Here is a 24,123-nt window from a genome sequence, read left to right on the forward strand (position 1 = left end):
TCGAGATCCACGAGAACTGGCTCGAGGCGACCCGCTATCTCAACATGGATCATCTGCGTGAGCACAAGAAGGAGAGCCTGAGGGCATTGGCCGCCTGAGCATCGTCATGTGTCCGCCGCTCCGCTAAACACGGGAGCTGCGCGGCGGACACGCCGACGTCACAGCTACCGCCACGCCATTTCTGCAGAACTTGACGCACACAACTCGACGCGGCGCAGACCATAGGATGACGAAGCGTCAGGGGGGCTTCGTCCAATCGCGAATGTCTGCGACGGCTCACCAAATGAATGGTGAAATCTTGCCTGCCGAGAGTCAGTAACCTTCCCCGTCTCGACGAACTACATGGCTCTACCTTACATCTACCCAGCGCTTTTCCTCGAAGGAGCGTGCCATTGCGTGCACCGTGCGCTCGATCTCCAGCCCTTCGGCAAACTCGATGAGCCGCGCCGGATTGCCGGCAAGGCGCGTCAGCAATTCGTGGCATTCGATGATCTTGAGATCGTTGAAGCCGAGGCCATGGCCCGGCGCCGGCACGAAGAGGTCATAGGGCTTGTGGTGCGGCGCCACCAGGATGGTGCGATAGCCCTGTTCGGTCGGCCGATCGGCGGTGAGATAGAGCTGGAATTCGTTCGATCGTTCCTGGTCGAACAGGATCGACCCCTTGGAGCCGAATATCTGGATGGCAATGCGGCCCTTGCGGCCCCAGGCCGAGCGGTTGACCAGCAGCGTTCCGGCAATGCCGTTCTCCAGATGCATCAGCACGCTGGCGATATCATAGGTTTCCACCGCGCGACGGCCGCCGCTAGCCACCTTGCGGTCGGCATAGGGTTTGGCCATGTCGCAGATAACGCTGGCGACGCGGCCGAACAGTACACTGACCAGCGACAGCGGGTGCACGGCGAAATCGTCGAGCGCGCCATAGCCGGAGGCCGCCTCGTGCTTCCAGAAGAACAGCGCTTCGGGATCGGCCATGAAATCCTCATCCATCTCGATGCGCAGATGGTTGACCTCGCCGATGATCTTCTCATCGAGCAGCGCGCCGATATGACGGATCGCCGGGCTCTGGATGTAGTTGTAGCCGAGCGCGGCAACCTTGCCGGACTTTTTCGCCGCCGCCGCCATGGCTTCAGCCTCGGCAAAGCTTGGCGCCATCGGCTTTTCGCACCACAGATGCTTGCCGGCCTCGAGGATGGCGATGGCCATTTCCGGATGGAACTGGTTGGGCGTGGTCAGCGAGACGACATCTACCTCCGGGTCGTTGACGACGGCGCGCCAGTCACCGGACGCCTTGGCGAAGCCGAACTCGCCTGCCTTGCGCCTGGCAAGCTCCTCATTGACCTCGCCGAGATGCACGAGCCGTGGCTTGGCGACATCGGGAAAGACGGCAGCGACAGCACTCCATGCGATGGCGTGACATTTGCCCATGAAACCCGTGCCGATGAGACCGACGCCGACCATTTCCCGTTCCTCCACTGCCTGAAGCGTTGCGTGGATGAATTAATCCATTTTCTCTTGGAATGGAATGTCTGCCTCATTTTTTATGGTGTTCTTGCGCAGCCTCGCTATGATGATGCACAGAGGGACGCTTCACGCATGAGCTTGGACAGAGCGACGATGGACGAACGGGTACCTCGCGACTTCGAGACGCTGCGCGCAACGATCCTCGATCGGCGCGAAAGCCTGCCGAAGCGCATCGCCCAGATCGCCGCCTACGCGCTCGACAATCCCGACGACATCGCCTTCGGCACCGCCGCAAGCATCGCCGCTTCGGCGGGCGTGCAACCTTCGACCTTGATCCGCTTTGCCCAGCAGCTTGGCTTCGACGGGTTCACCAGCCTGCAGCAGGTTTTTCGCGAGCGGCTGCGCGAGCGCAATTCATCCTACGACGAAAGGCTGCAAGCCTTGCGCGCCAAGGCCGAGGGCGCCGCCGGCCACCGGGCGATCTTCGACGGCTTCGTCGCCGCCGCCAGCACCTCGCTCAACGACATCTCGCGCACGCTGGACGACACGCATCTGGAAGATGCGATTTCGTTGCTGGCGAAGGCCGAGACCATCTATGTGCTGGCCAAGCGCCGCTCCTATCCGGTGGCGTCCTACATCGCCTATGCGCTGGGCAAGCTCAAGATCCGCAACCAGCTGATCGAATCAGCCGCCGGCCTGAATGCCGAGATGATCGCCTTCGCCACGCCGGCGGACGCCGTCATCGCCATCTCGTTCTCGCCCTATGCGCCGGCCACCATCGAAGAGGCGCGCAGCATTTCGGAACAGGGCGTGCCGATCGTCGCCATCACCGACAGCTCGTTTTCGCCGCTCGCCCAGTTCGCCAAGGTCTGGTTTGAGGTTGCCGAGGCCGATTTCGCTGGCTTCCGCTCGCTATCGGCAACGATGGCGCTGGCCATGGCGCTGACTGTCGGCGTCGGCGAGAAGCGACGCGACACGGGCCGCAAGCGCAAAGGTTAGAGGACCTCTACAGTCGCCTCGCCTGCCGCCAAAAGCCGGGCTGCGTCGCGCGCAGGCGGCGAGCCGAACTGGCGGGCATACTCCCGGCTGAACTGGGAAGCACTCTCGTAGCCGACGGCGAAGGCGATGCTTGCAACATTGCCTGGCTGGGCAGCCAGCAGTTGGCGCGCCTCCAGCAGCCGGATCTGTTTCTGATACTGGATCGGGCTCATGGCCGTCGCCGCCTTGAAGTGGCGGTAGAATGCAGCGTTGCTCATATGGGCGATTTCGGCCAGATCGCTGACCCGGACCGGCTGATGGCAATGTGCGCGGATCCAGGCGATCGCCTGGCCAATCCGGGACAGATGGCCGTCGGCGCGCGCAAGCTGGCGAAGCTTTGCGCCCTGGGGGCCTTGCAACAGCCGAAACAGCATCTCGCGTTCGAGCATGGCCGACAGCACGGGAATCTCCCCTGGCCGGTCGAGCAGCCGCATCATTCGCCGCAATGCGTCGAGCAGGTCCTCATTGACGGGCGAGGTGGAGAAACTGTCGCCGCCGAGCGCCGGCTCGTGCTCGACGAGGAGGGCGGCGACGGCCTGCAGGTCGAGGGCGAAGCCGATTGCCAGGTAAGGATGTTTGGCGCTCGCTTCGACCAACTGGCTGATGGTGGGTGTGTCGACAGTGTAGATGAAATAGCTGGCGGGACTGTAGCGAAGGGTCCGGTCTCCGATCAGAACCGTTTTCGCGCCCTGCAGCACAAACAGGATTCCCGACCCCCATACCCCGCCATTGGCGCCGTGGCGACTTCGCTGCGGCCGATCGAAACGCGGGGGATCGCCGTTGTCGTTCGTCGCCCGCGCGCATGACGGCCGGCGATTTCGATCAGCTCCTGCAACGCCTCGCTCATGATGTCAGCTTCGCGCATCCACAGGGGCCGCGCAACCCATATGAGAGGATTAGGCAAGAGCCGGAGAGTTTTCGGCGCGCGGCGTTTCCTGCAGGGCGTCATCTCTTGGTCTTCGACAGGAAGAGATGGAGAACCCAAATGACGAGATCGAAAACCGCTGTGGTGACGGGTGCCAACAAGGGCATCGGCCACGAAATCGCCCGACGGCTGGCGACGATGGGCTTCAAGGTGTGGCTTGGCGCCAGGAATGCCGAGCGTGGCATGGCGGCAGCGCAGGAATTGCGCGCCGAAGGTCTGGACGTGCAATGGCTTGAGCTGGATGTCACACAGGACGAAAGCGTGGCGGCTGCAGCCCAGACTGTCAGGGCGGAAAGCCCTTGTCTCGACGTGCTGGTGAACAATGCAGGGATCGCCATCAACTACGAGCTGCCGCCGAGCCAGCAGCATCTTGCCGATGTCAGGGCCACCTACGACGTTAATGTCTTCGGACCGATCCGCGTGACCCAAGCCTTTCTGCCGCTGCTGCTTGCGGCGCCGGCCGCCCGCATTGTGATGGTGAGCAGTTCCACGGGATCCATCGGGCGCGCGCTCGATTCCGGCACGCCGAACCAATCGGTCAACCTGATGGGTTATGGCAGTTCCAAGACGGCCCTGAATGCCATCACCGTCGCCTTCGCCCGCGAACTTGCGCCACAAGGCATTAAGGTCAATGCAGCGGCGCCCGGCTATACCGCCACCGACCTGAATGGATTTAGGGGTCACCGCACCGTGCAGCAGGCGGCCGAGATCGTCATACGCCTGGCGACCTTGGACGCCGATGGTCCGAACGCCGGATACTTCAACGACGATGGCCCGCTTCCGTGGTGAACGGGGCAGACCAGCCAAATTCTCTTCCCGCATGCGACGCCTAGTAGTACTTTTCACCGAAGGAATGCTCATTCCATATTGACTATGGATTGGAATTATTATTTCATATTCCCGGCGCCACGCTGCCGCTCGCGCGTGTACCCCAAAACAACAAGGCCGACGGGAGGTTCCAATGAGCGAAGCCGTGGACGCGAAACAGGCGCCGCTCGACGTCATCACCATCGGTCGCGCTTCCGTCGACCTTTACGGCCAGCAGATCGGCTCGCGGCTGGAGGACATCACCTCCTTCGCCAAGTCGGTCGGCGGCTGCCCGGCCAACATTTCGGTCGGCACGGCCAGGCTCGGCCTGCGCTCTGCGCTGCTGACCCGCGTCGGCGACGAGCAGATGGGCCGCTTCATCCGCGAACAGCTGACGCGTGAAGGCGTCAATGTCGACGGGCTGAAGACTGACAAGGAGCGGCTGACCGCTTTGGTGCTGCTGTCGGTCGAGGATGAAGGCGTTTCACCGATGATCTTCTACCGCTCGGACTGCGCCGACATGGCGCTGGCGCCGGAAGACATCGACGAGGCCTTCATCACCTCGGCCCGGTCAATCGTCGTCACCGGCACGCATTTTTCCCGGCCCAACAGCGACGCCGCGCAGCGCAAGGCGATCCGCATCATGAAGGCCAAGGGCGGCAAGGTGGTGTTCGACATCGACTATCGGCCCAATCTCTGGGGTCTTGCCGGTCATGCCGAAGGCTTCGAGCGCTATGTCAAATCGGACCGTGTCTCGGCCCAGTTGAAGACAGTGCTGCCCGATTGCGACCTCATCGTCGGCACCGAGGAAGAGATCATGATCGCGTCGGGCGCCGACGACTGCCTGAGCGCGCTGAAGACGATCCGCTCGCTGTCGTCCGCCACCATCGTCTTGAAGCGTGGCGCCATGGGCTGCATCGTCTATGACGGACCGATCAGCGACGATCTCGAGGACGGCATCGTCGGCAAGGGCTTTCCGATCGAGATCTACAATGTGCTCGGCGCCGGCGACGCGTTCATGTCCGGCTTCCTGCGCGGCTGGCTGGGTGGCGAAGACCATGCGACGGCCGCGACCTGGGCCAATGCCTGCGGCGCCTTCGCCGTGTCGCGGCTGCTCTGCGCGCCGGAATATCCGACCTTCGAGGAGCTGCAGTTCTTCCTCAAGAATGGCAGCAAGCATCTCGCCTTGCGTAAGGACGAGGCGATCAACCACATCCATTGGGCGACGACGCGCCGGCGCGACATTCCCTCGCTGATGGCGCTCGCCTGCGACCACCGTGTGCAGCTCGAGGATGTGGCGGCGAAAGCTGGCGCCAATCCGGCGCGGATCGAAGAATTCAAGGTGCTGGCGGTCAAGGCGGCAGCGAAGGTCGCCGCCGGCCGCGACGGCTATGGCATGCTGATCGACGAGAAACATGGCCGCAAGGCGATGTTCGAATTCGCCCGCCATCCCTTCGCCTGGCTCGGCCGGCCGGTCGAACTGCCCGGCTCGCGGCCGCTGCGCTTCGAATTCTCGCAGGACATCGGCTCGCAGCTCACCGAATGGCCGGTCGATCACTGCATCAAGTGCCTGTGCTTCTATCATCCCGACGATCCGGCAGCCTTGAAGGAAGAACAGCAGCAGAAGCTGCGCGCGCTGTTCGAAGGCGCGCGGAAAGTAGGCAGAGAACTTCTCATCGAGATCATTGCCGGCAAGCATGGCAAGCTCGACGACACGACGATCCCGCGCGCGCTGGAGGAACTCTATGGGCTCGGCATCAAGCCGGACTGGTGGAAGCTCGAGCCGCAGGCGTCGAGCGGCGCCTGGGCCAAGATCGAAGCCGTCATCCTGAAGCACGATCCCTGGTGCCGCGGCGTCGTGCTGCTTGGGCTGGAAGCGCCGCAGGACGAGCTGGAAGCGGCTTTCGCAGCCACCGCCAAGGCGCCCATCGTCAAGGGTTTTGCCGTCGGCCGCACCATCTTCGTCCACGCTGCCGAACAATGGCTGGCCGGCAAGATGTCGGATGAAGAGGCTATCGCCGACATGGCGCAGCGCTTCGAACAGTTGACCGAAGCGTGGCTTGCCGCGCGCGGCCGCAAAGCGGCATAAGAAGCGCGGCACAACGACTGCGGAGGAGACACCATGAGCAAGACAATCCGCCTGACGATGGCGCAGGCGCTGACCCGTTTTCTCAGCAAGCAGATGACCGAGATCGACGGCAACAAGGTCCCGATCTTCGGCGGGGTCTGGGCGATCTTCGGCCACGGCAATGTAGCCGGCATAGGCGAGGCGCTTTATCAGGTGCGCGACGAATTGCCAACCTTCCGCGCCCACAATGAGCAGGCGATGGCGCATGCTGCGATCGCCTACGCCAAGGCCAACTTCCGCTGTCGCTTCATGGCCGCGACCTCTTCAATCGGTCCTGGTGCGCTCAACATGGTGACGGCCGCGGCGCTCGCCCATGTAAACAGGTTGCCCGTCCTGTTTCTGCCCGGCGATGTCTTCGCCAACCGCATCCCAGATCCGGTGCTGCAGCAGGCCGAGGACTTTTCCGACGGCACGGCGACGGTCAACGACTGCTTCCGTCCGGTGTCGCGCTATTTCGACCGCATCACCCGGCCGGAACAGGTCATTCCGGCGCTGGGCCGAGCCATGGCTGTGCTGACCGATCCGGCCGAGTGCGGGCCGGTGACGCTGTCGCTGTGCCAGGACGTGCAGGCAGAGGCCTATGATTATCCCGAGAGCTTTTTTGCCGAGCGGGTCTGGCACCAGCGCCGGCCGCGGCCGGACCGCCACGAGCTTGCGGCTGCTGTCGCGGCGCTGAAGGGAGCAAAAAAGCCGCTGGTGATCGCCGGCGGCGGCGTCCTCTATTCGCAAGCCTCCGACGAGCTGGCGAAATTCGTGGAGAGCGCCGGCATTCCGGTCTGCGAGACGCAAGGCGGCAAATCCTCGCTGCCGGACGACCATCCGCTCAACATGGCGGCGGTCGGCGTCACCGGCACTTCCGCCGCCAACCGGCTGGCCGAAGAAGCCGACGTCGTGCTTGCCATCGGCACGCGCCTGCAGGATTTCACCACTGGCTCATGGGCGCTGTTCAAGAATTCGGGCAAGACCATCATCGGGCTCAACGTGCAGCCCTTCGACGCCGGCAAGCACCGCGCGCTGCCGCTGGTCGCAGATGCGGCCGAGGTTCTGGCCGAACTCGGTGCGGCGCTGAAGGGCTGGAAGGCGCCGGCGACCTGGACCGACAATGCGGCCACCGGCAAGAAGGCCTGGCAAGCCGAGGCGGCAAAAGTGACAGCGTCGACCAATGCCGCCTTGCCGTCGGATGCGCAGGTGATCGGCGCCGTGCAGCGCGCGATGGGCTCCGGCGTCACGCTGCTGCATGCCGCCGGCGGTCTGCCGGGCGAGTTGCACAAATTGTGGCAGGCTGGCGCGCCCGGCTCCTATCACGCCGAATACGGCTTCTCGACCATGGGCTACGAGATTGCCGGCGGGCTGGGCACCAAGATGGCGAAGCCCGACGAAGAGGTCGTCGTCATGATCGGCGACGGCTCCTATCTGATGCTGAATTCCGAGATCGCCACCTCGGTGATGCTCGGCCTGAAGCTGACCATCGTGCTGCTCGACAACAGGGGCTATGGGTGCATCAACCGGCTGCAGATGGCGACCGGCAGTGCCAACTTCAACAACCTCCTGAAGGACGCGCGTCACGAAGTCCTGCCCGATATCGACTTCGCCGCGCATGCGGCGAGCATGGGGGCGATTGCCGAAAAGGTGCCGTCGATCGCCGGATTGGAAAACGCTCTGGAAAAATCCACGAAGAACAACCGCACCACGGTGCTTGTCATCGACACCGACCCGCTGGTTTCCACCGATGCCGGCGGTCACTGGTGGGATGTGGCGGTGCCGGAAGTATCGGCGCGGCCGCAGGTTAACGCGGCGCGCAAAGCCTATGATGAGAAGCGGCAGATGCAGACAATCGGCGATTGATGTAACGCGGCCAAGCCCCTACCTCCGCCTTGTGGGGAGGTCGGACCGAAGGTCCGGGTGAGGTCCGGCGCCGCACCCCCACCCGCTGCTTCGCAGCGACTTGCCGGGGCGAGCCACGGGTCTCGCCCGTCCTTCGGACCCCCACAAGGGGGAGAGTGAATACGAACTGAAACTGGAGTGACGACTTGAAAGCCAAACTGGGCATGTCCCCCATTGCGTGGTGGAACGACGATCTCGCGGAACTCAGCGATGACGTGTCGCTGGAGGAGTGCTTGCGCCAGTCGCGTTCGGCCGGCTTCACCGGCATGGAAATGGGCCGGCGTTTTCCCAACGACCCCGATGTCATGCTGCCGATCCTCAAGGCAGCAGACGTGACGCTGTGCGGCGGCTGGTTCTCCGGCACGCTGGTCGATGGGGGGATGGCTGACAATAAGGATCGCATCCAGCCGATGATCGACCTGTTCAAGGCGGTGAACGCGCCTTGCATCGTCTATGGCGAGGTCGGCCGCTCGATCCAGGGCGACCGCTCCAAACCGCTGGCCACCAAGCCGAAGCTGTCGGACGACGAGATGAAGGCCTATGCGAAGCGCCTCACCGAATTCGGCGAATGGTGCGGCGAGCAAGGCATGCCGCTGTCCTACCACCACCACATGGCGGCGGTGGTCGAGACCGAGCCGGAGCTCGATGCCTTCATGCGCTATTCGGGCGAAGGCATTCCATTGCTGCTCGATGCAGGCCATCTGGCATTCGCCGGCGGCGACGTGCTGCGCGCCATCGACAACCATCATAAGCGCATCAGCCATGTTCATGTGAAGGACGTGCGCATGGGCGTGATCGAGAAACTCGACCGCACGAAACAGTCCTTCCTCGACGCGGTGGCGCTGGGTGCCTTCACGGTACCGGGCGACGGCTCGCTGGATTTCGGCGCCATCGTGCAGCGCTTTGCCGACCATGGCTATGAGGGCTGGTTCGTGGTCGAGGCCGAGCAGGATCCGAAGAAGAACCCGCCGCTCAGGATGGCGCAGGTCGGCTACAAGGAATTGATGCGCGTCATGACCGCCGCCGGCTACACGGTCGAAACGCAAGGCTTTCCAAATTTCTGATCAAGGGAGGCCTGATGCGATGGGTTCCCGGCGAAGCCGATTGCTGTAGATTGGCCCGATGAAAGATTACGAACACCCCTTCTTCCGGCCTTTGTGGCGGCGTGTCGCCGTCGTCGCGGTCTGCGTCATCTGGTCGATCATCGAGTTCGCCACCGGCACGCCGTTCTGGGGCGTCATCGCGCTTGGTTTCGCCGGCTACGCCGTCTGGCAGTTTTTTTACCTCTATAAGCCGGCCGACGAGGGCAAGGCCGAGGCCGAACCGAAGGAGTGACTGATCGCATGCGTTGGCGATTAGCTTGCGGCGCTTCTCGCTTCGTCATCCTGGGGCGGAGTAAGGAGCGAAGCGACGCAGCGCAGACCCCGGGATCCATGCCGCGACATCAAAACAGCCGCCGCGGTGCAGAATTCCGTTCCGCTGCGCTCTTGGACTGAGGTTACGGCATGGATCCTAGGGTCTCCGCGACGGAGCTTCGCTCCTGCTACGCCCTAGGATGACGAAGTTGGGAGACTTCGGCCAATTCTCGAAGATTTGCGATAGGAGAGACACAATGTCGAAGCTGCTCGTCAAAGCCAATAAGGGCCATGGCCGCGTTGCCCATGTGACGCCGGAGAACGCCAGCTGGACCTATGTCGGTTTCGACCTGCATCGGCTGAAGCCCGGCGAGAGCGCTTCCGGAAAAACCGATGATCGCGAAGTCTGCCTGGTGTTCGTCACCGGCAAGGGCACGGCTTCCGCCGGCGACAAGGAGCTCGGCCTGCTCGGCGAGCGCATGTCGCCCTTCGAGGGCAAGCCGTGGTCGGTCTATGTGCCTGAGGGATCCGACTGGTCGGTGACGGCGGACACCGAGCTGGAACTCGCCGTCTGCTCGGCGCCGGGCCTTGGCGGCGGCCTGCCGGTTCGCGTCATCGCGCCGAACGATCTCGGCCAGGAGGTGCGCGGCAAGGGCACCAACACGCGCTACGTCACCAACATATTGCCGGAGGGCAAGCCGGCCGATTCGCTGCTGGTGGTCGAGGTCATCACACCCGGCGGCCATACGTCGAGCTATCCGCCGCACAAGCATGACCAGGACAATCTGCCTGAGGAATCCTATCTCGAGGAAACCTACTATCACCGTCTCAACCCGCCGCAGGGCTTTGCCTTTCAGCGCGTCTACACCGACGCCGACAAGAATGGCCATCGCGCGCTCGACGAAGCGATGGCGATCGAGGACGGCGATGTCGTGATGGTTCCCAAGGGCTATCATCCCTGCGCTGCCTGCCACGGCTACGACCTCTATTATCTTAACGTGATGGCCGGACCGAAGCGGACGTGGAAATTCCACAATGCGCCTGAGCACGAATGGCTGATGAAGGCCTGATCGATCGTCTCTTCCGGGTAAAGCTGTTGGTCCAACCCGGAAAAAACGTCGGCTAAAGACCGGAAGGCTCGATTTGCCTTCGAAAACCCGTCAAAGCTTCGTCAATCCGTCATGGAAATCACCTATGGCAAGGGACTGACGAGGACTTCCTCATGCGCTACGCCCTCTATTTCACCCCCCGGCAGGACGAGCCACTGGCGCGGATCGCCGCCAACTGGCTTGGCCGCGACCCATTTGGCGGCGCGACAACGCCGGCAAAGGCGGTGGCCGACCTGTCGGCGGCGGAGGTTGCTTTCCACACAGCTTCGGCGCGCCGCTATGGTTTTCACGCGACGCTGAAAGCCCCTTTCCGCCTGGCCGCCAGCGAAACCGACGCCTCGCTGCGCGCCGCACTCGACCATTTTGCCGAGGCGACGCCGGCGGTGAGCATCCCGCGTCTCATCGTCAGCCAGATCGATGGCTTCTTCGCACTGGTGCCGGAAGGCCCGCTGCCGGCGCTCAACCGCTTCGCCGATGATGTGGTGCTCGGCTTCGACCGGTTTCGTGCGCCGTTGACCGAGGCGGAAATCGAGCGGCGCAGCCCGGATTCGCTGAAGCCGGCCGAGTTCCGCAATCTCTGCCAATGGGGCTACCCCTATGTATTCGAGACCTTTCGCTTCCACATGACGCTGTCCGGCCGAGCGGGGCCACAGGAAAGCCCTCGTTTGCGCGCAGCAATCGACAGTCTGTTTGCGCAGGTGCTGCAACAGCCGCTGCTGGTGGATGCGCTGACGTTGTTCGTCGAAACCGAACCGGGCGCACCGTTCATGGTGCTTTCGCATCATGCGCTCGGGCGCCGCCCGGCCAGAAAAACTGCCTGACACCCAGCCGGAATAACCCCAGCCGGAATAACCAAGGGCTGCCTGAAATGACCGCCGAGACTGTTCTCCACAACGCCCGCATCGTGCTTGCCGACGAGATCGTCGAGGGTTCGCTGGTGCTGCGCGACGGCTTTATCGCCGGTATCGACGCCGGCGCCAGCCAGACTAATGGGAGCATGGCCGGCGAGGATATGGGCGGCGACTACATCATTCCCGGGCTGGTCGAGCTCCATACGGACCACCTCGAAGGCCATTACGCGCCGCGGCCCAAGGTGCGCTGGAATCCGATCGCCGCCGTGCTCGCCCATGACGCGCAAGTGGCGACCGCGGGCATCACCACCGTGCTCGACGCCTTGCGTGTCGGCATGGACGAGGACGCCGACCTGACATCCGCCGACATCCGCAAGCTGGCCGATGCGATCGAGGACAGCGTACAGCAGGATCGTCTGCGGGCCGACCACTTCATCCATCTGCGCTGCGAGGTTTCGGCGCCGGACTGCCTCAAGGCGTTTGCCAATTTCGACGGCGACGAACGGGTGAAGCTGGCATCACTGATGGACCATGCGCCTGGCCAGCGCCAGTTCGTCAATCTCGAGACCTATGCCTATTATTACCAGCGCAAGCTCAAGCTGACCGATCGTGACTTCAAACTGTTCTGCGAAAAACGCATGGCGGAATCGGCGCGCAATTCGGTACCGAACCGGGCAGTGATCGCCGCCGCCTGCCACGAGCGCGGCATCGTGCTGGCAAGCCACGACGACGCCACGCTTGGCCATGTCGGCGAGGCGATCGAACAGGGCGTGCGCGTCGCCGAATTCCCCACCACGGAGGAAGCCGCGAGGGCCTCGAAAGAGGCTGGGCTTGGCGTGCTGATGGGTGCGCCCAACGTCATGCGCGGCGCATCGCATTCGGGCAATGTCTCGGCCCGCACGCTGGCCAGCGACGGCCTGCTCGACATCTTGTCGTCCGACTATATCCCCTTCAGCCTTATCCAGTCGGCGTTCTTCCTCGGCGACGTCGTCGACGGCATTTCCCTGCCGCAGGCGGTCGCCATGGTCTCAAAAAACCCGGCCGAGGCGATTGGCCTGACCGACCGCGGCGTCATCGAGCAGGGCCGCCGCGCCGACCTCGTGCGCGTGCGCGTCGACGACCATGTCCCGGTTGTACGCACCGTCTGGCGCCAAGGACGCCGCGTCGCATGATGGTCTCGGCATCGATCGAGCGTGAATTGTCGGCCGAGACGTTTCCGATCCGCGATGGCGTCTTCGTCGCCGTCGTCGGCCCAAGCGGCGCCGGCAAGGACACGGTGATCGGCTTTGCCCGCGCCTGCTTCACTGACGAGACCCGGCTGGAGTTCGTCCGCCGGGTCATCACCAGGCCGAGCGATGCCGCCAGCGAGGATCACGACACGCTGGCCGAGGCCGCTTTCGTGGAAGCCGAAGCCGATGGCGCCTTCGCCATTTCCTGGGAGGCGCACGGCTTGCGCTATGGCATCCCCGTCGATGTCGACTGGTCCGTCGCCAATGGCCGTGTCGCGGTTGCGAATGTGTCGCGCGCGATTATCCCGACGCTGCGCGAGCGCTATGCCAATCTGGCCATCGTCGAGATCACCGCCTCGCCTGAAGTGCTGGCCGAGCGGCTGGCGATGCGCGGCCGCGAGTCACGCGGCGAAGTGCTGGCGCGGCTGGCGCGAAGCGCCAATGTCACTCTGTCCGGCCCTGGCGTCACCTCGATCGACAATAGCGGCCCGCGCGACGCGGCCGGCGAGCGCTTCGCCGAGGTACTGCGCAAGGCGATGGCCTTTTCCGATATGTCGGGGCTGATCTAACCTGCTTCGAGCCCGGCCTATTCCGCGGCCGCACCAGCGGCGCTTTTGCGAGTGGCGTCGACCATCAGCCGCCGTTCCCGGAACACGCCCCATTGCTGGTCGACCAGCACACCGATGAGGATGACGCCGCCCATCACCGCGAAGTTGAGCGAGGACGGGATGCCGAGCAGGTTGACGAGGTTCTGAAGCTCCTGCAGCAGCACCGTGCCAAGGATGACGCCGATCAGCGAGCCCTCGCCGCCGCGCAGCGAGAAGCCGCCGAGCACGGCCGCCGCGATGGCGTAAAGTTCGTAGAACTGGCCGTGGCTGGCCGGCGAGATCGAGCGCGTGTACATGGCGAAATAGATCGCCGACAGCGCCGTCAGCACGCCGCAGATGACGTAGGCGGCCATGACGACGCGGCCGGTGCGGATGCCCGAATATTTCGCCGCCTCCTCGTTCTTGCCGATGGCGTAGAGATAGCGGCCGAACACCGAGCGGTGTAGCACCACCCACATAACGATGGCGATGACGATCAGCGCGATGAAGCTGTTGGGAACGCCATATGAACGCCCGGCGGTGAGGAACTCGAGGCTCGGGAAATTCTGGCCGAAAGCAAAGCCGGCGGTGCCGTCGGCGGTGTAGAAGCGGGCGACGCCGCGGTAGATCAAGAGGCCGCACAGCGTGACGACGAACGGCTGCAGCTTGAGCCGCGTGATCAGCCAGCCATGCACCAGGCCGATGATGGCACCGAGCAAGAGGATCAGCACGAAGGCCAGCGGCCAGCCCACCTCGCGCACGGCGATGAAGTCGATGAACAACGTCCCCAGCAGCGCAACAACCGAGCCGACCGACAGTTCGATGCCGCCTGTGATGATGACGAAGGCCTGGCCGATCGACAGGATGCCGAACAGGCCGATCAGGTTGGAGGTGTTGGCGAGGTTGATCGGCAACAGGAAGCGCGGATTGATGATCGCCACGATGGCACCGACCACCAGGATCAGGATCAGCAGGCCGAGATCTTTCTTGCTCATCGTCTTCTCCCCATGCTGAGCGGCCCGCGCTTGCGCGAGACCCCGGCAAAACCCTATTTCGGCTGCTTGCCCACCGCCAGCAGCAGCACGTTTTCCTGGCTGAACAGGTCCTTGTCGAGAATGCCCGAGATCTGGCCTTCATGCATGACGGCGATGCGGTCGGACACGCCGATCACCTCTTCCATGTCGGAGGAGATCATCAGCACGGCGACGCCGGCATCGGCCAAAGCGCGCATCAGCCCGTAGATTTCCGCCTTGGCGCCGATGTCGATGCCGCGCGTCGGCTCGTCGAGGATCATTACTTTCGGATTCATGGCCAGCCATTTGCCGAGCACGACCTTTTGCTGGTTACCGCCCGACAGAGTGCCGGTGCGCGTCTGCACGGACGGCGCCTTGATGCCGAGATCCTTCTTCTGCTTCTCGGCGGTGGCAATCTCGGCACTTGTGGACACCAGCGAGCGGCGCGCATGCGCCGGCAGATTGGGCAGCGAAATATTCTGGGCGATCGACAGGTCGAGCAGGATGCCGGTCAGCTTGCGGTCTTCCGGCACCAGGAAGATGCCATGTGCGACGGCATCGGCCGCCGAGCCCAGCACAAGCGGCTTGCCGTCGAGCTCGAGCGCGCCGCCAAGGCTTGAGTCGATGCCGAAAAACACCCGCGCCAGCTCGGTGCGGCCGGAGCCGACAAGGCCGGCAAGGCCGAGGATTTCGCCGCGCCTGACGTCGAGATCGACCGGCCGGCCGGGATAGGCAGGGGTGCGGATGGCCTTGGCCGAGAGGACGGTGGCGCCGGGCGCGCGCGCGGCCTCGGAGGCCTTTTCACGCTCCTTCAGCATGCGGCCGATCATCAGCTTGACCATCTGGTCGTGGCCGATGTCGCTCTTCGGCAAGGTGCCGGCCAGCATGCCGTCACGCAGCACGACGACGCGGTCGGCGACGCGCTCGACCTCGTGCAGGCGATGCGAAATGAAGATGACGCTGATGCCGTCGGCCTTCAGCGCCTTGATGACGTCGAGCAATTTGTCGGTCTCGGCGAGCGGCAGACTCGATGTCGGCTCGTCGAGGATGACCAGCCGCGCCTCGATCGACAGCGCCTTGGCGATCTCGACCATTTGCTGCTGCGCCAGCGACAGGGTCGCAACCGGTGTGTCGGCGGAAAAATTGGCGCCGACGCGCTTCAACAGCGGCGCCACCATGGTGCGCAGTTTTGCGCGGTCGACGAGCTTGAACGGCCCGGCGCGCAACGGCTCGCGGCCGAAGAAGATGTTGGCGGCGACGTCGAGATTGTCGAACAGATTGAGTTCCTGGTGGACGAAGGCGATGCCCGAGCCCAGGCTGGCTTCGACCGTCAGGCCCTTGTGGGCGGTGCCGTCGACCGTGATCGTGCCGGTGTCCGGCGTGGTGACGCCGCCGAGGATCTTCATCAGTGTCGATTTGCCGGCGCCGTTTTCGCCAACGAGGCCGATGACCTCGCCCGGCCTGACCTCCATGGAGAAGCCATCGAGCGCCACGACGCCCGGATAGGTCTTGCGCACGCTCTCGAGGCTGAGGAACGGGGTGGTTGTAGCGATGGATGTGTCGGAATAGTTCATCATGCCTGACAGCAGTTGGCGGGCTGACCTTGTGGCAGACTGACGATCCTCGCGCGGTTCGTCAATGCGAGCAGCCGGCCCAAGCGAAGTTGAGCCGGCTGAACTGCTTCAAGTTTTAGTTTCCAGACATTGCCTTCAGGTTGGCGGCATAGGCGTCGACATCATCCTTGCCGATGATCTTGGTGGGAACGATGATGAGGCCGCCTTCCGGGATGCCCGACTTGTCGCCCTTGAGATAGGAAGCCATCAGCTTCATGCCCTGATAGGCCCATTCGAAGGGCTGCTGCACGACGGTTGCGGCAACTGTGCCTTCCTTGACGCCGCCCAGCGTGATCGGATCGTCATCGAAGCCGACGACGGTGATCGAGCCGAGCTTGCCGGCGTCGCGCAGCGCTTCATAGATGCGCGGCGTGTTGTAGGAGTAGAAGCCGACCATGCAGGTGACGTCGGGGCTGGCGACCAGCGCGTCCTCGACGTTCTTCTTGGCGCGCGCCTGGTCGATATCGTCGCCGCGCACGTCGATCAGCTCGATCTTGGTGCCGGCCAGGCCGTCCTTCATGCCCTGGATGCGCTCCTTGGCATTGTCGGCGCCGAGCAGGCCGACGAAGCCGAGGCACTTGCCGCCATTGGGCATCGCCTTCTTGGCGATTTCAGCCGCCTGCTTGCCGGCATCGACGTTGGACGAGCCGATATAGGCAACGCGCTTGGTCTGCGGGGCGTCGCTGTCCGTGGTGAACAGAGCCGTTTCCGAAGCGATCTTGTTGAGCCCGTCTGTCGAGGTCTTGGGATCGACGGCCGAGACCATGATGCCCTTGACGCCAGCCGTCACGAGATCGTCCATCAGCCGCTGCTGGATGGCGACCGAGGACTGCTCGGGATATTTGAGTTCGAGATTGTAATCCGGCAGTTCGCCTTGCGCCTTCTTGACGCCGGCTTCGGCGGCCTTCCAGAAATCGGAAGCGCCGTTGACGACGAAGGCCAGCGTCGGCTTGTCGTCGGCGCGCGCGATTGCCGTGGCCGACAGGCCGAGCAGCAGCGCCGCGGTGGCCACGGATGCATTTCGTATCAAAGATTTCATGTTCAACCTCCCATTTGGTTTAGTCATCAGACAGACTGGTCTTAGTCACCTGAATTTGCCGTTTGCAGCTTGGACGCCCCTCCTCCTCAAAGGGTTTCCGGCAACGAAAGAATGGCGCCCTTCCAGCCACGATCATGGACCTTAGAGACTCATCTCTCGTTCGTAAATAGTCCGATTTGTCTGACATATCGTATGCCCGAGACAAGGCTCGCGGAGATGATATCCGCTCGCCATCGGCCATTTGCACACACTGCAGCCGGGCCCGGACCCAGGCGGCCCGGACGCGACAAATTGACGGTACAGCGCATTCTTGTATTAGTAAACAGTATTAGTTTCGAGGTGGCATCCGGGACGGGATTGCGGTTTCGCGGCGTATCTGGCGCGAGCAGTCGCCTGGCTGCAACAACGCCCGGACTTTGTGGCGCTTGAGTTGTGAGTTGTCCAGATTCGCATGGCGAGTGGACCTCAAGGTTGCTAATACATATAAATGAGTTGTGGCGATTTCTATAAGCCGACAACGTCCACGCCATCTTGGCGGCCCGACAGGCCGTCGCCAGACAGGCTGAGGGAGCGACATGAGCGATAGTCCGGCCATCGACAAAGCGAGGCGCCGCAAGGCGGTGGCGAAGGGCGCAAGAGGTCGTGTCACCATGACCGATATCGCCAGGGCAGCAGGCTGCTCGCAGGCGACCGTCTCCTTCGTGCTCAACAATTCGCCAGGGATCAAGCTGTCGCAGCAGACCCGCGAACGGGTGATCGAGGCCGCGCGGACCCTTGGCTATACGGCGCCCGCCTTCTCGGCGCTTCACCCGGCGTTGCCTGCCTTCGAGGAGCCCGCCTTCGAAGGACTCGACGGTGTGATCGGCTTCGCCGTCGACCAGCTCGCCACCAGCCCGGAAGCCGTCGTCGCCATCGAGGGCGCGCGGCAGGCCTCGTGGAATGCCGGAAACGTGCTCTTGGTGGCGCAGACGCTGGGCGATGCCGTCATGGAGCCGCGCGCCATCGCGGCACTCACCAAGCGGGGCATTTCGGCGCTGATCTACATGACTATCTTCACCCGCGAGATCACCGCGCCCGATTATCTCTACGGCCTCGACATCCCGGTGATCCTGCTCAACTGCTACACATCAGACTACGCCTTCCCGGCCGTGGTGCCGAGCGAGATCGCCGGCGGCCAGAACTCGACCCGGCATCTGATCAGCCACGGCCACCGCCGCATCGCGACCATCACCGGCGAGCCGTGGATGCAGGCGGCACAAGACCGGCTGAAGGGCTATCGCCGCGCACTCGCCACCGCCGACATCCCGTTCGATCCCGAGCTGGTGGTCGAGGGCGACTGGTCGGCCAGTGCCGGCTATGCCGCGACCGTCAAGCTCTTGGCGCTGAAGGACCGTCCGACCGCCATCTTCTGCCAGAACGATCGCACCGCGATCGGCTGTTACGAAGCGCTGAAGGAAGCCGGCCTGCACATCCCCCAGGACATCTCCGTCGTCGGCTACGACGACGAGGAAATCGCCCGGCACTTGTTCCCGCCGCTGACCACCTCGATCCTGCCGCACATGGCGATGGGCCAATGGGCGATCGAGCAGCTGGAGGCGCCGGCGGTGCCGGGGCGAGGACGGTATCCGATCACCAAGCTGGAGTGCCCGCTGGTGGAGCGGGAGAGTGTGCGGGCCATGGTGGCCGTGTGATAGGAGATATCGCATCGCCGACGCGGCTTCTCGGACACGCTGACGACGTAGTTTGTTACCGGTTTGTCGGTCATCGCTTCCCTTGGTGAGTTGATAAAATAAAGCCCGCGCCTCTGGCGGAGAGCGCGGGCCGATCGGGGCTGTCGCCCCAATCTTCAGCAGGCGATGGAGGGCACCGCCTGCCGCACACATCAACATTTAGAAACTGCTAATGTTCCATCGAGGCTGTTTGATCGAAACGAAATCCGCTTCCAATCGCGGTTGTCGCTTCTCGGCATTGTAGCGGAACCCCACGGCCATACGACCGTTTTTCCACCAGAGAAACGAAGGAGTTCGCCACCATGGACTGGAACCGCGTCGAAGGAAATTGGAAGCAGGTCAAAGGCAAGGTGAAGGAACAGTGGGGCAAGCTCACCGATGATGATCTCGATCGCATCGCCGGCAAGCGCGATCAGCTCGAAGGCAAGATCCAGGAACGCTACGGCTTGGCGAAGGATCGCGTACGCCGAGACATCGACGAATGGTACAGCCGACAAGGCTGGTAGACAGCTTTGAGCCAATCAATTTTGAGGCGTTATGGATTGCGCCGCTTTCGTTGGAGCGATCTCGACGATGCACGCGGTTCTCGACCGCCACGGGTTTGGTCGAGCGCCGTAAATTTTTGCCAGTCGCTGCCTGATTGCCTGCGAGCAGTCGACCGCCAAGGGCGCTTCAACTTGCGCCGAGCTTCGCAAATCCACATCGTGGCTAGCGTTCGAAGGGTTCGCCAAGCGAGGCGACGCCGTTCAGCCTGAGCAGGCGGCGGTCCGCCGAGATGATACCGAGCACGACGATCGTAACGAGATAGGGAAGGCTGGAAAGCAGTTGCGACGGCACGTCCAGACCGGTCGCCTGGGCGGCGAGGCTCATCAACGAAACCGCGCCGAAGAGGCAGGCACCCAGGAAGATGCGGCCAGCAAGCCAGGTGCCAAAGACAACGAGTGCGATCGCGATCCAGCCACGTCCGGCAATCATGCCGTCCGCCCAAAGGGGCGTGTACACTGCTGCCGCATAGGCGCCGGCAAAACCCGCCATCATGCCACCAAAGGCTATCGCCGCGACACGGATTGCGATGACCGGATAGCCGATGGCGTGGGCAGCCTTGGGATTCTCGCCGATTGCCCTCACGACAAGGCCGACCCTCGTATAGGCAAACATCGCCCAGATCGCGAACGTCACGGCAAGGGAAAGCCATACCACGACGTCCTCGACAAACAGCCTGCCGACTACCGGGATTTCCGAGAGGCCGGGAAAGGCAAGTTTCGGCAGCCCCTTGACCGTCAGGCTCTCGTAGCTTTTGCCGAACAGCGCCGAAAGGCCCTGGCCGAGGATGCCGATCGCAAGGCCTGTGGCGACCTGGTTTGCCCTGAAACCGAGTGCCAGCGCTGCAAAGACGAGGGACAGGACGGCGCTGCCGAGACCGGCGGCGACGAAGCCCAGCAAGTGTCCACCGCCATGGTAGACAACGATGAACGCGAGCACCGCGCCGAGGGCCATCAGGCCCTCCACGCCAAGGTTAAGGACGCCGGCGCGCTCGACCACCAGCTCGCCGAGTGCGGCAAGCAGAAAGGGGGTTGCGGCTGCGAGCATCCCCGAAATAATGAACTCGACGGCGTTCATGGCTGGCTCCAGAGATGAGGGCGGCGCCACTCGATGCGGTAGCGCACGAAGGCCACAGCGACGAGATAGGCAAGCAGCAAGCTGCCTTGGAAGACCCGGACGGCGGCGATCGGCAGGTTTGCCGACACCATCGCATCGTCGCCGCCGATATAGAGTACGGCCATGAAGAGCGCAGAAAAGATGATGCCGATCGGATGCAAGCCGCCGAGATAGGCGACGATGATGGCCGCATAGCCGTAGCCGGTCGAGATCGAGCGCTGTAACTGGCCGAGCGGCCCCGCGACTTCCGCGGCGCCTGCCAGTCCCGCCACGAAGCCGCCGATCAGAAGCGACAGCCAAATCGCACGCGCTTCGCTAAAGCCGGCGTAGCCGGCCGCGCGCGGGGCAAGGCCGCCGACCTGGAGCTTATAACCCATGAAGCTTCGCTGCATGAAAACCCAGGCCGCCAGCGAAAGCGCGAGTGCGATGAGCAGCGAGACGTTGACGCGGGTACCCGCGATCAGGGTCGGCACCATCGCGTCGTTCTGAAACATCACGGATTGTGGGAAATTGAAGCCGGCCGGGTCCTTCCAGGGGCCGAGCAGCAGGTAGTTGAGGACTTGCGCGGCAACGAGGCTCAGCATCAGGGAGACCAGGATCTCGTTCGCATTGAACCTGACGCGCCAGAAGGCGGTGATAGATGCCCAAAGCGCACCTCCGAGGGCCCCGAGAAGCAGCATCAACGGCCAGATCCACTGCCCGGTCACCTGCGGAAACCAGACAGGGATCGCCGAGGCGAAAATAGCGCCGAGGATGAACTGGCCCTCCGCGCCGATGTTGAAAACCTTTGCGCGGAAACCGATCGCCAGCCCCTGCGCGATGAGGAGAAGAGGCCCGGCCCTGAGCAGCACCTCCGCGAACGATGTCCAGGAGAGGAACGGCTCGAGAAGCATCGCGTACAGCACGGTCGCCGGATCGCGGCCTATCAGCGCATAAAGGCCCACATTGAGGAAGATCGCGATGCCAAGCGCGGCAACCGGGGCCAGCATGGCCGCGACGAGCGAGGCATGCTCCCGGCGGACGAGCGCGGGGAGGAACGTCGCGGCCGAAATGTTCATGCAGGAACCTTCTCTGGCGAGGCATGAGCGCCGATCATGTATCGGCCGATGTCTTCGGGGCGCGCGTCCCGCGTGACCAGAGGCGGACTGAGCATGCCATGATGCAGCACCTGGATGAAATCGCAGAGCTCGAAGAGTTCCTCGAGTTCCTCGGAAATGACGAGGATCGCCATGCCCTCGTTGCGCAACGCAATGAGTCGCCTTCTGATGGCGGACGCAGCGCCGATGTCTACGCCCCAGGTCGGCTGCGCCACGAAGAGCAGTTTTGGCGAGAGCATCATCTCGCGACCGACGATGAATTTCTGCAAGTTGCCGCCGGACAGCGAGCCCGCTTCGGCAGCCGGGCCGGAGGCGCGGACGTCGTGCTGGCGGATGCATTCGCTGGTGAAAGCCGTCGCTCCGGCGTTGTCGATGAGGCCGTGCCTCACGAGATCGAAAGGATGGGCGGTAAGAACGGTGTTGAGCACGAGCGACATTTCAGGGACCGCGCCGCGCCCGAGCCGGTCTTCGGGCACGAAGGCGAACCCGAATCTCCTGCGCGCCGCCGCATCGAGTGTGCCTACGTCGCGGCCCATCATGTAGATCCGGTCGCGCTGTTCCTTCAGCATGGCTTCGCCCGAGATGAGCGCGGCAAGTTCGCCTTGGCCATTGCCCGAGATTCCGGCTATGCCAAGGATCTCGCCCGATCGTACCGTGAGGCTGATACCGGAGAGCGGCGTGGCAAAGGGGTCATCCGGCGTGTAATCCATGCCTATTATTTCCAGCCGCTTCTCCCCCTCGGGCATGGCCAATGCCGGCATCACCTCCGGCATGTCGCGGCCGATCATCATGCGGGCGAGGTCGTGCGTATCGTGGTCGCGCGGGTCGACGGTGCCAGTAACGCGCCCTCCACGCAGGATGGTCGCCCGGTCGCAGATCGTGCGAATTTCCTCCAGCTTGTGGGAGATGAAGAGGATGGACACGCCGCGATCGCGAAGGCGCCTGAGCGTGTCGAACAGCTTCTTCACCGCCTGCGGCGGCAGCACCGAGGTCGGCTCGTCGAGAATGAGCAGCTTCGGGTCCGTCATCAGGCAGCGGATGATCTCCACCCGCTGCCGCTCGCCGACCGAAAGCGCGTGCACATCGGCGAGAGGATCTACTTCAAGGCCAAAATCTTGGCCGAGGATGCGGATGCGCCCCGCCAGCTCCGCCTTGCTGCCGGGCACGACGAGCTGGATGTTCTCGACAACCGTCAGCGTCTCGAACAGCGAGAAATGCTGAAAGACCATGCCGATGCCCCTGCGCCGTGCCTCGGCCGGCGAGGCAAGGCTCAGGAGCTCTCCGTTCCAGACGACGGTGCCCTCGTCCGGTTGTTCAACGCCATAGATGAGTTTCATCAGCGTCGATTTGCCCGCCCCATTCTCCCCTAGAATCGCATGGATCGATTGGGGCGCCACGTCCAGATCGATGGCCTGGTTGGCACGGATCTGGCCGTAGCTCTTCGAGATGCCGCGGAGCGACAGAAGGGGCGGGGTCATGACTTACTTGGGCAGCGGTGTGGTGACACCCTTGACGTGCCAGTCCATCGCGACGATCTCAGGATCCGCTATCGTCGCACCGGCGGCGGCGGCTTCGCTGCCATCGGCCTTGGAGATTGGGCCTGTGAAGGGCGAGAAGCTGCCGTCGGCGATCTTCGCCGCCACTTCCTTGATCTTCGCCATCGTGTCGGCTGGGACATCCGAGTTCCAGTCCACGACCTCTACCACCTTTTCGGCGACGCCAAGGAAGGCGTTGGCGCCCTTGAAGGTTCCGGCGATATGGGCATCCACGGAAGCCTTGAAGAAGGGCGACCAGTCCGTCGCAATGCAGCCGAGATATTTCTTCGGCGCATATTTCTTCATCGACGAATTGAGGTTGAACGCGTAGACGCCAGCCTCCTCGCAGGCCGAGATGACCGAGGGCGTATCCTGCGCGTTCGAGAAGATCACGTCGCAGTTCTGTGCCATCAGCGCCTTGGCGGCTTCCTGTTCCTTGGCCGGGTCGAACCAGGAGTTCACCCAGACGACCGATACCTCGATAGCGGGATTTACGGTCTGCGCGCCGAGCGTAAATGCGTTGATCGAGGTGATCAGCTCCGGAATGGCGAAGGCCGAGACCGAGCCCAACTTGCCGGTCTTGGAAAGAGCTGCGGCGGCCATGCCGAGCAGGTAAGTGCCCTGGAAATACTTCGCCGCGAAGGGCGAGAAATTCGGTGCGGTCTGGAAGCCGGAGGCATGCAGCACAGTGACTGAAGGATCGCGGCGGGCGATCTGCAGTGCGCCATTCTGGTAGCCGAACGAGCCGGCGATCAGGAACTTGTTACCGTCGGCGACGGTCTTGTTCATGATCCGGTCGGCGTCCGGCCCCTCGGCGATGTTCTCGATGACGGTGATCTTCACCTTGTCGCCGTATGCGGCCTTGACCGGCTCGAGGCCGGCGGCGAGCGCATGGCCCCAGCCGACATCGCCGACCGGCGACGGGAGCACGAGCGTGATACCCAGCGGTTCGTCGGCCGCAAGGGCGGGACGGCCGCCAAGCGCGCCGGCAAGCCCCGTCGCGGCAAGGCCCTTCATCAGAGTTCTGCGAGTCAGGTAGTTCAGCATGTCAGTTCCCCTTTTT

The 24,123-nt window shown here is 63.4% G+C and carries 21 protein-coding genes; 12 read left to right on the plus strand and 9 right to left on the minus strand.

Annotated elements, in window-relative coordinates; translation table 11 throughout:
* Positions 1 to 348: 348 nt before the first annotated feature.
* A complete protein-coding gene (locus NKJ90_RS20365; RefSeq protein ID WP_023761915.1) occupies positions 349 to 1,458 on the minus strand; it encodes a Gfo/Idh/MocA family protein in 1,110 nt (369 codons plus the stop codon).
* A gap of 156 nt (positions 1,459 to 1,614) precedes the next feature.
* Between NKJ90_RS20365 and NKJ90_RS20370 the strand changes: the two genes are divergently transcribed.
* Complete coding sequence (locus NKJ90_RS20370) at positions 1,615 to 2,460, plus strand: MurR/RpiR family transcriptional regulator (protein WP_023761914.1); 846 nt, start codon at positions 1,615 to 1,617, stop codon at positions 2,458 to 2,460.
* On the opposite strand, the gene NKJ90_RS20375 is transcribed toward NKJ90_RS20370, so the two are convergent.
* Positions 2,457 to 3,197: an AraC family transcriptional regulator gene (locus tag NKJ90_RS20375; protein WP_352486661.1), complete on the minus strand. Its 741-nt coding sequence runs from the start codon at positions 3,195 to 3,197 to the stop codon at positions 2,457 to 2,459. The two genes, NKJ90_RS20370 and NKJ90_RS20375, sit on opposite strands and share 4 nt — an antisense overlap.
* A gap of 287 nt (positions 3,198 to 3,484) precedes the next feature.
* Between NKJ90_RS20375 and NKJ90_RS20380 the strand changes: the two genes are divergently transcribed.
* From NKJ90_RS20380 to phnN, 9 genes are all read left to right on the plus strand, one after another.
* Positions 3,485 to 4,213, plus strand: a complete 729-nt coding sequence (locus tag NKJ90_RS20380; RefSeq protein WP_023761912.1) for an SDR family oxidoreductase — start codon at positions 3,485 to 3,487, stop codon at positions 4,211 to 4,213.
* A 172-nt stretch (positions 4,214 to 4,385) separates the two neighbouring features.
* A complete protein-coding gene (locus NKJ90_RS20385; RefSeq protein ID WP_023761911.1) occupies positions 4,386 to 6,320 on the plus strand; it encodes a bifunctional 5-dehydro-2-deoxygluconokinase/5-dehydro-2-deoxyphosphogluconate aldolase in 1,935 nt (644 codons plus the stop codon).
* A 33-nt stretch (positions 6,321 to 6,353) separates the two neighbouring features.
* On the plus strand, positions 6,354 to 8,204 hold the full coding sequence (iolD, locus tag NKJ90_RS20390) for a 3D-(3,5/4)-trihydroxycyclohexane-1,2-dione acylhydrolase (decyclizing) (RefSeq protein ID WP_023761910.1): 1,851 nt from the start codon (positions 6,354 to 6,356) through the stop codon (positions 8,202 to 8,204).
* Between the two features lie 185 nt (positions 8,205 to 8,389).
* Complete coding sequence (gene iolE, locus NKJ90_RS20395; RefSeq protein ID WP_031260951.1) at positions 8,390 to 9,307, plus strand: myo-inosose-2 dehydratase; 918 nt, start codon at positions 8,390 to 8,392, stop codon at positions 9,305 to 9,307.
* 58 nt (positions 9,308 to 9,365) lie between these two features.
* Positions 9,366 to 9,578, plus strand: coding sequence for a hypothetical protein (locus NKJ90_RS20400; RefSeq protein WP_023761908.1), 213 nt, complete (start codon positions 9,366 to 9,368; stop codon positions 9,576 to 9,578).
* A gap of 277 nt (positions 9,579 to 9,855) precedes the next feature.
* A complete protein-coding gene (gene iolB, locus NKJ90_RS20405; protein ID WP_023761907.1) occupies positions 9,856 to 10,668 on the plus strand; it encodes a 5-deoxy-glucuronate isomerase in 813 nt (270 codons plus the stop codon).
* 152 nt (positions 10,669 to 10,820) lie between these two features.
* Positions 10,821 to 11,528, plus strand: coding sequence for a DUF1045 domain-containing protein (locus NKJ90_RS20410; protein ID WP_023761906.1), 708 nt, complete (start codon positions 10,821 to 10,823; stop codon positions 11,526 to 11,528).
* A 47-nt stretch (positions 11,529 to 11,575) separates the two neighbouring features.
* Positions 11,576 to 12,730: an alpha-D-ribose 1-methylphosphonate 5-triphosphate diphosphatase gene (locus tag NKJ90_RS20415; protein WP_023761905.1), complete on the plus strand. Its 1,155-nt coding sequence runs from the start codon at positions 11,576 to 11,578 to the stop codon at positions 12,728 to 12,730.
* Positions 12,727 to 13,356 (plus strand): phosphonate metabolism protein/1,5-bisphosphokinase (PRPP-forming) PhnN, encoded by a 630-nt coding sequence (gene phnN, locus NKJ90_RS20420; protein WP_023761904.1) that lies wholly within the window; start codon positions 12,727 to 12,729, stop codon positions 13,354 to 13,356. Before NKJ90_RS20415 ends, phnN begins: the two co-directional genes overlap by 4 nt.
* Positions 13,357 to 13,373: 17 nt before the next feature.
* Here phnN and NKJ90_RS20425 read toward each other — a convergent pair whose 3' ends face one another.
* From NKJ90_RS20425 to NKJ90_RS20435, 3 genes are all read right to left on the minus strand, one after another.
* Positions 13,374 to 14,369 (minus strand): ABC transporter permease, encoded by a 996-nt coding sequence (locus tag NKJ90_RS20425; protein ID WP_023761903.1) that lies wholly within the window; start codon positions 14,367 to 14,369, stop codon positions 13,374 to 13,376.
* A 53-nt stretch (positions 14,370 to 14,422) separates the two neighbouring features.
* Entirely contained in the window at positions 14,423 to 15,961 is a 1,539-nt protein-coding gene (locus NKJ90_RS20430) for a sugar ABC transporter ATP-binding protein (protein ID WP_031260948.1), read from the minus strand.
* Between the two features lie 115 nt (positions 15,962 to 16,076).
* Positions 16,077 to 17,039: a sugar-binding protein gene (locus NKJ90_RS20435; RefSeq protein ID WP_031260946.1), complete on the minus strand. Its 963-nt coding sequence runs from the start codon at positions 17,037 to 17,039 to the stop codon at positions 16,077 to 16,079.
* Positions 17,040 to 17,614: 575 nt separating this feature from the next.
* Here NKJ90_RS20435 and NKJ90_RS20440 point away from each other — a divergent pair.
* Positions 17,615 to 18,730 carry a LacI family DNA-binding transcriptional regulator gene (locus tag NKJ90_RS20440; RefSeq protein WP_023761900.1) on the plus strand — a complete coding sequence of 372 codons (1,116 nt, stop codon included), beginning with the start codon at positions 17,615 to 17,617 and terminating at the stop codon, positions 18,728 to 18,730.
* 341 nt (positions 18,731 to 19,071) lie between these two features.
* Complete coding sequence (locus tag NKJ90_RS20445; RefSeq protein WP_023761899.1) at positions 19,072 to 19,275, plus strand: CsbD family protein; 204 nt, start codon at positions 19,072 to 19,074, stop codon at positions 19,273 to 19,275.
* 202 nt (positions 19,276 to 19,477) lie between these two features.
* Here the strand turns inward: NKJ90_RS20445 and NKJ90_RS20450 are convergent, their stop codons facing one another.
* Genes NKJ90_RS20450 through NKJ90_RS20465 form a run of 4 tightly spaced genes read right to left on the minus strand, consistent with a single transcriptional unit; the run spans position 19,478 to position 24,104 of the window.
* Positions 19,478 to 20,389: an ABC transporter permease gene (locus NKJ90_RS20450; protein WP_023761898.1), complete on the minus strand. Its 912-nt coding sequence runs from the start codon at positions 20,387 to 20,389 to the stop codon at positions 19,478 to 19,480.
* Positions 20,386 to 21,486: an ABC transporter permease gene (locus NKJ90_RS20455; RefSeq protein WP_023761897.1), complete on the minus strand. Its 1,101-nt coding sequence runs from the start codon at positions 21,484 to 21,486 to the stop codon at positions 20,386 to 20,388. The genes NKJ90_RS20450 and NKJ90_RS20455 overlap by 4 nt, the downstream gene beginning before the upstream one ends.
* Positions 21,483 to 23,003, minus strand: coding sequence for an ABC transporter ATP-binding protein (locus NKJ90_RS20460; protein ID WP_023761896.1), 1,521 nt, complete (start codon positions 23,001 to 23,003; stop codon positions 21,483 to 21,485). The genes NKJ90_RS20455 and NKJ90_RS20460 overlap by 4 nt, the downstream gene beginning before the upstream one ends.
* Before the next feature lie 3 nt (positions 23,004 to 23,006).
* Positions 23,007 to 24,104, minus strand: coding sequence for a BMP family ABC transporter substrate-binding protein (locus tag NKJ90_RS20465; RefSeq protein WP_198032272.1), 1,098 nt, complete (start codon positions 24,102 to 24,104; stop codon positions 23,007 to 23,009).
* Positions 24,105 to 24,123 lie beyond the last annotated feature (19 nt).

Source organism: Mesorhizobium sp. M0051 (genome assembly GCF_040323235.1).
GTDB lineage: Bacteria > Pseudomonadota > Alphaproteobacteria > Rhizobiales > Rhizobiaceae > Mesorhizobium.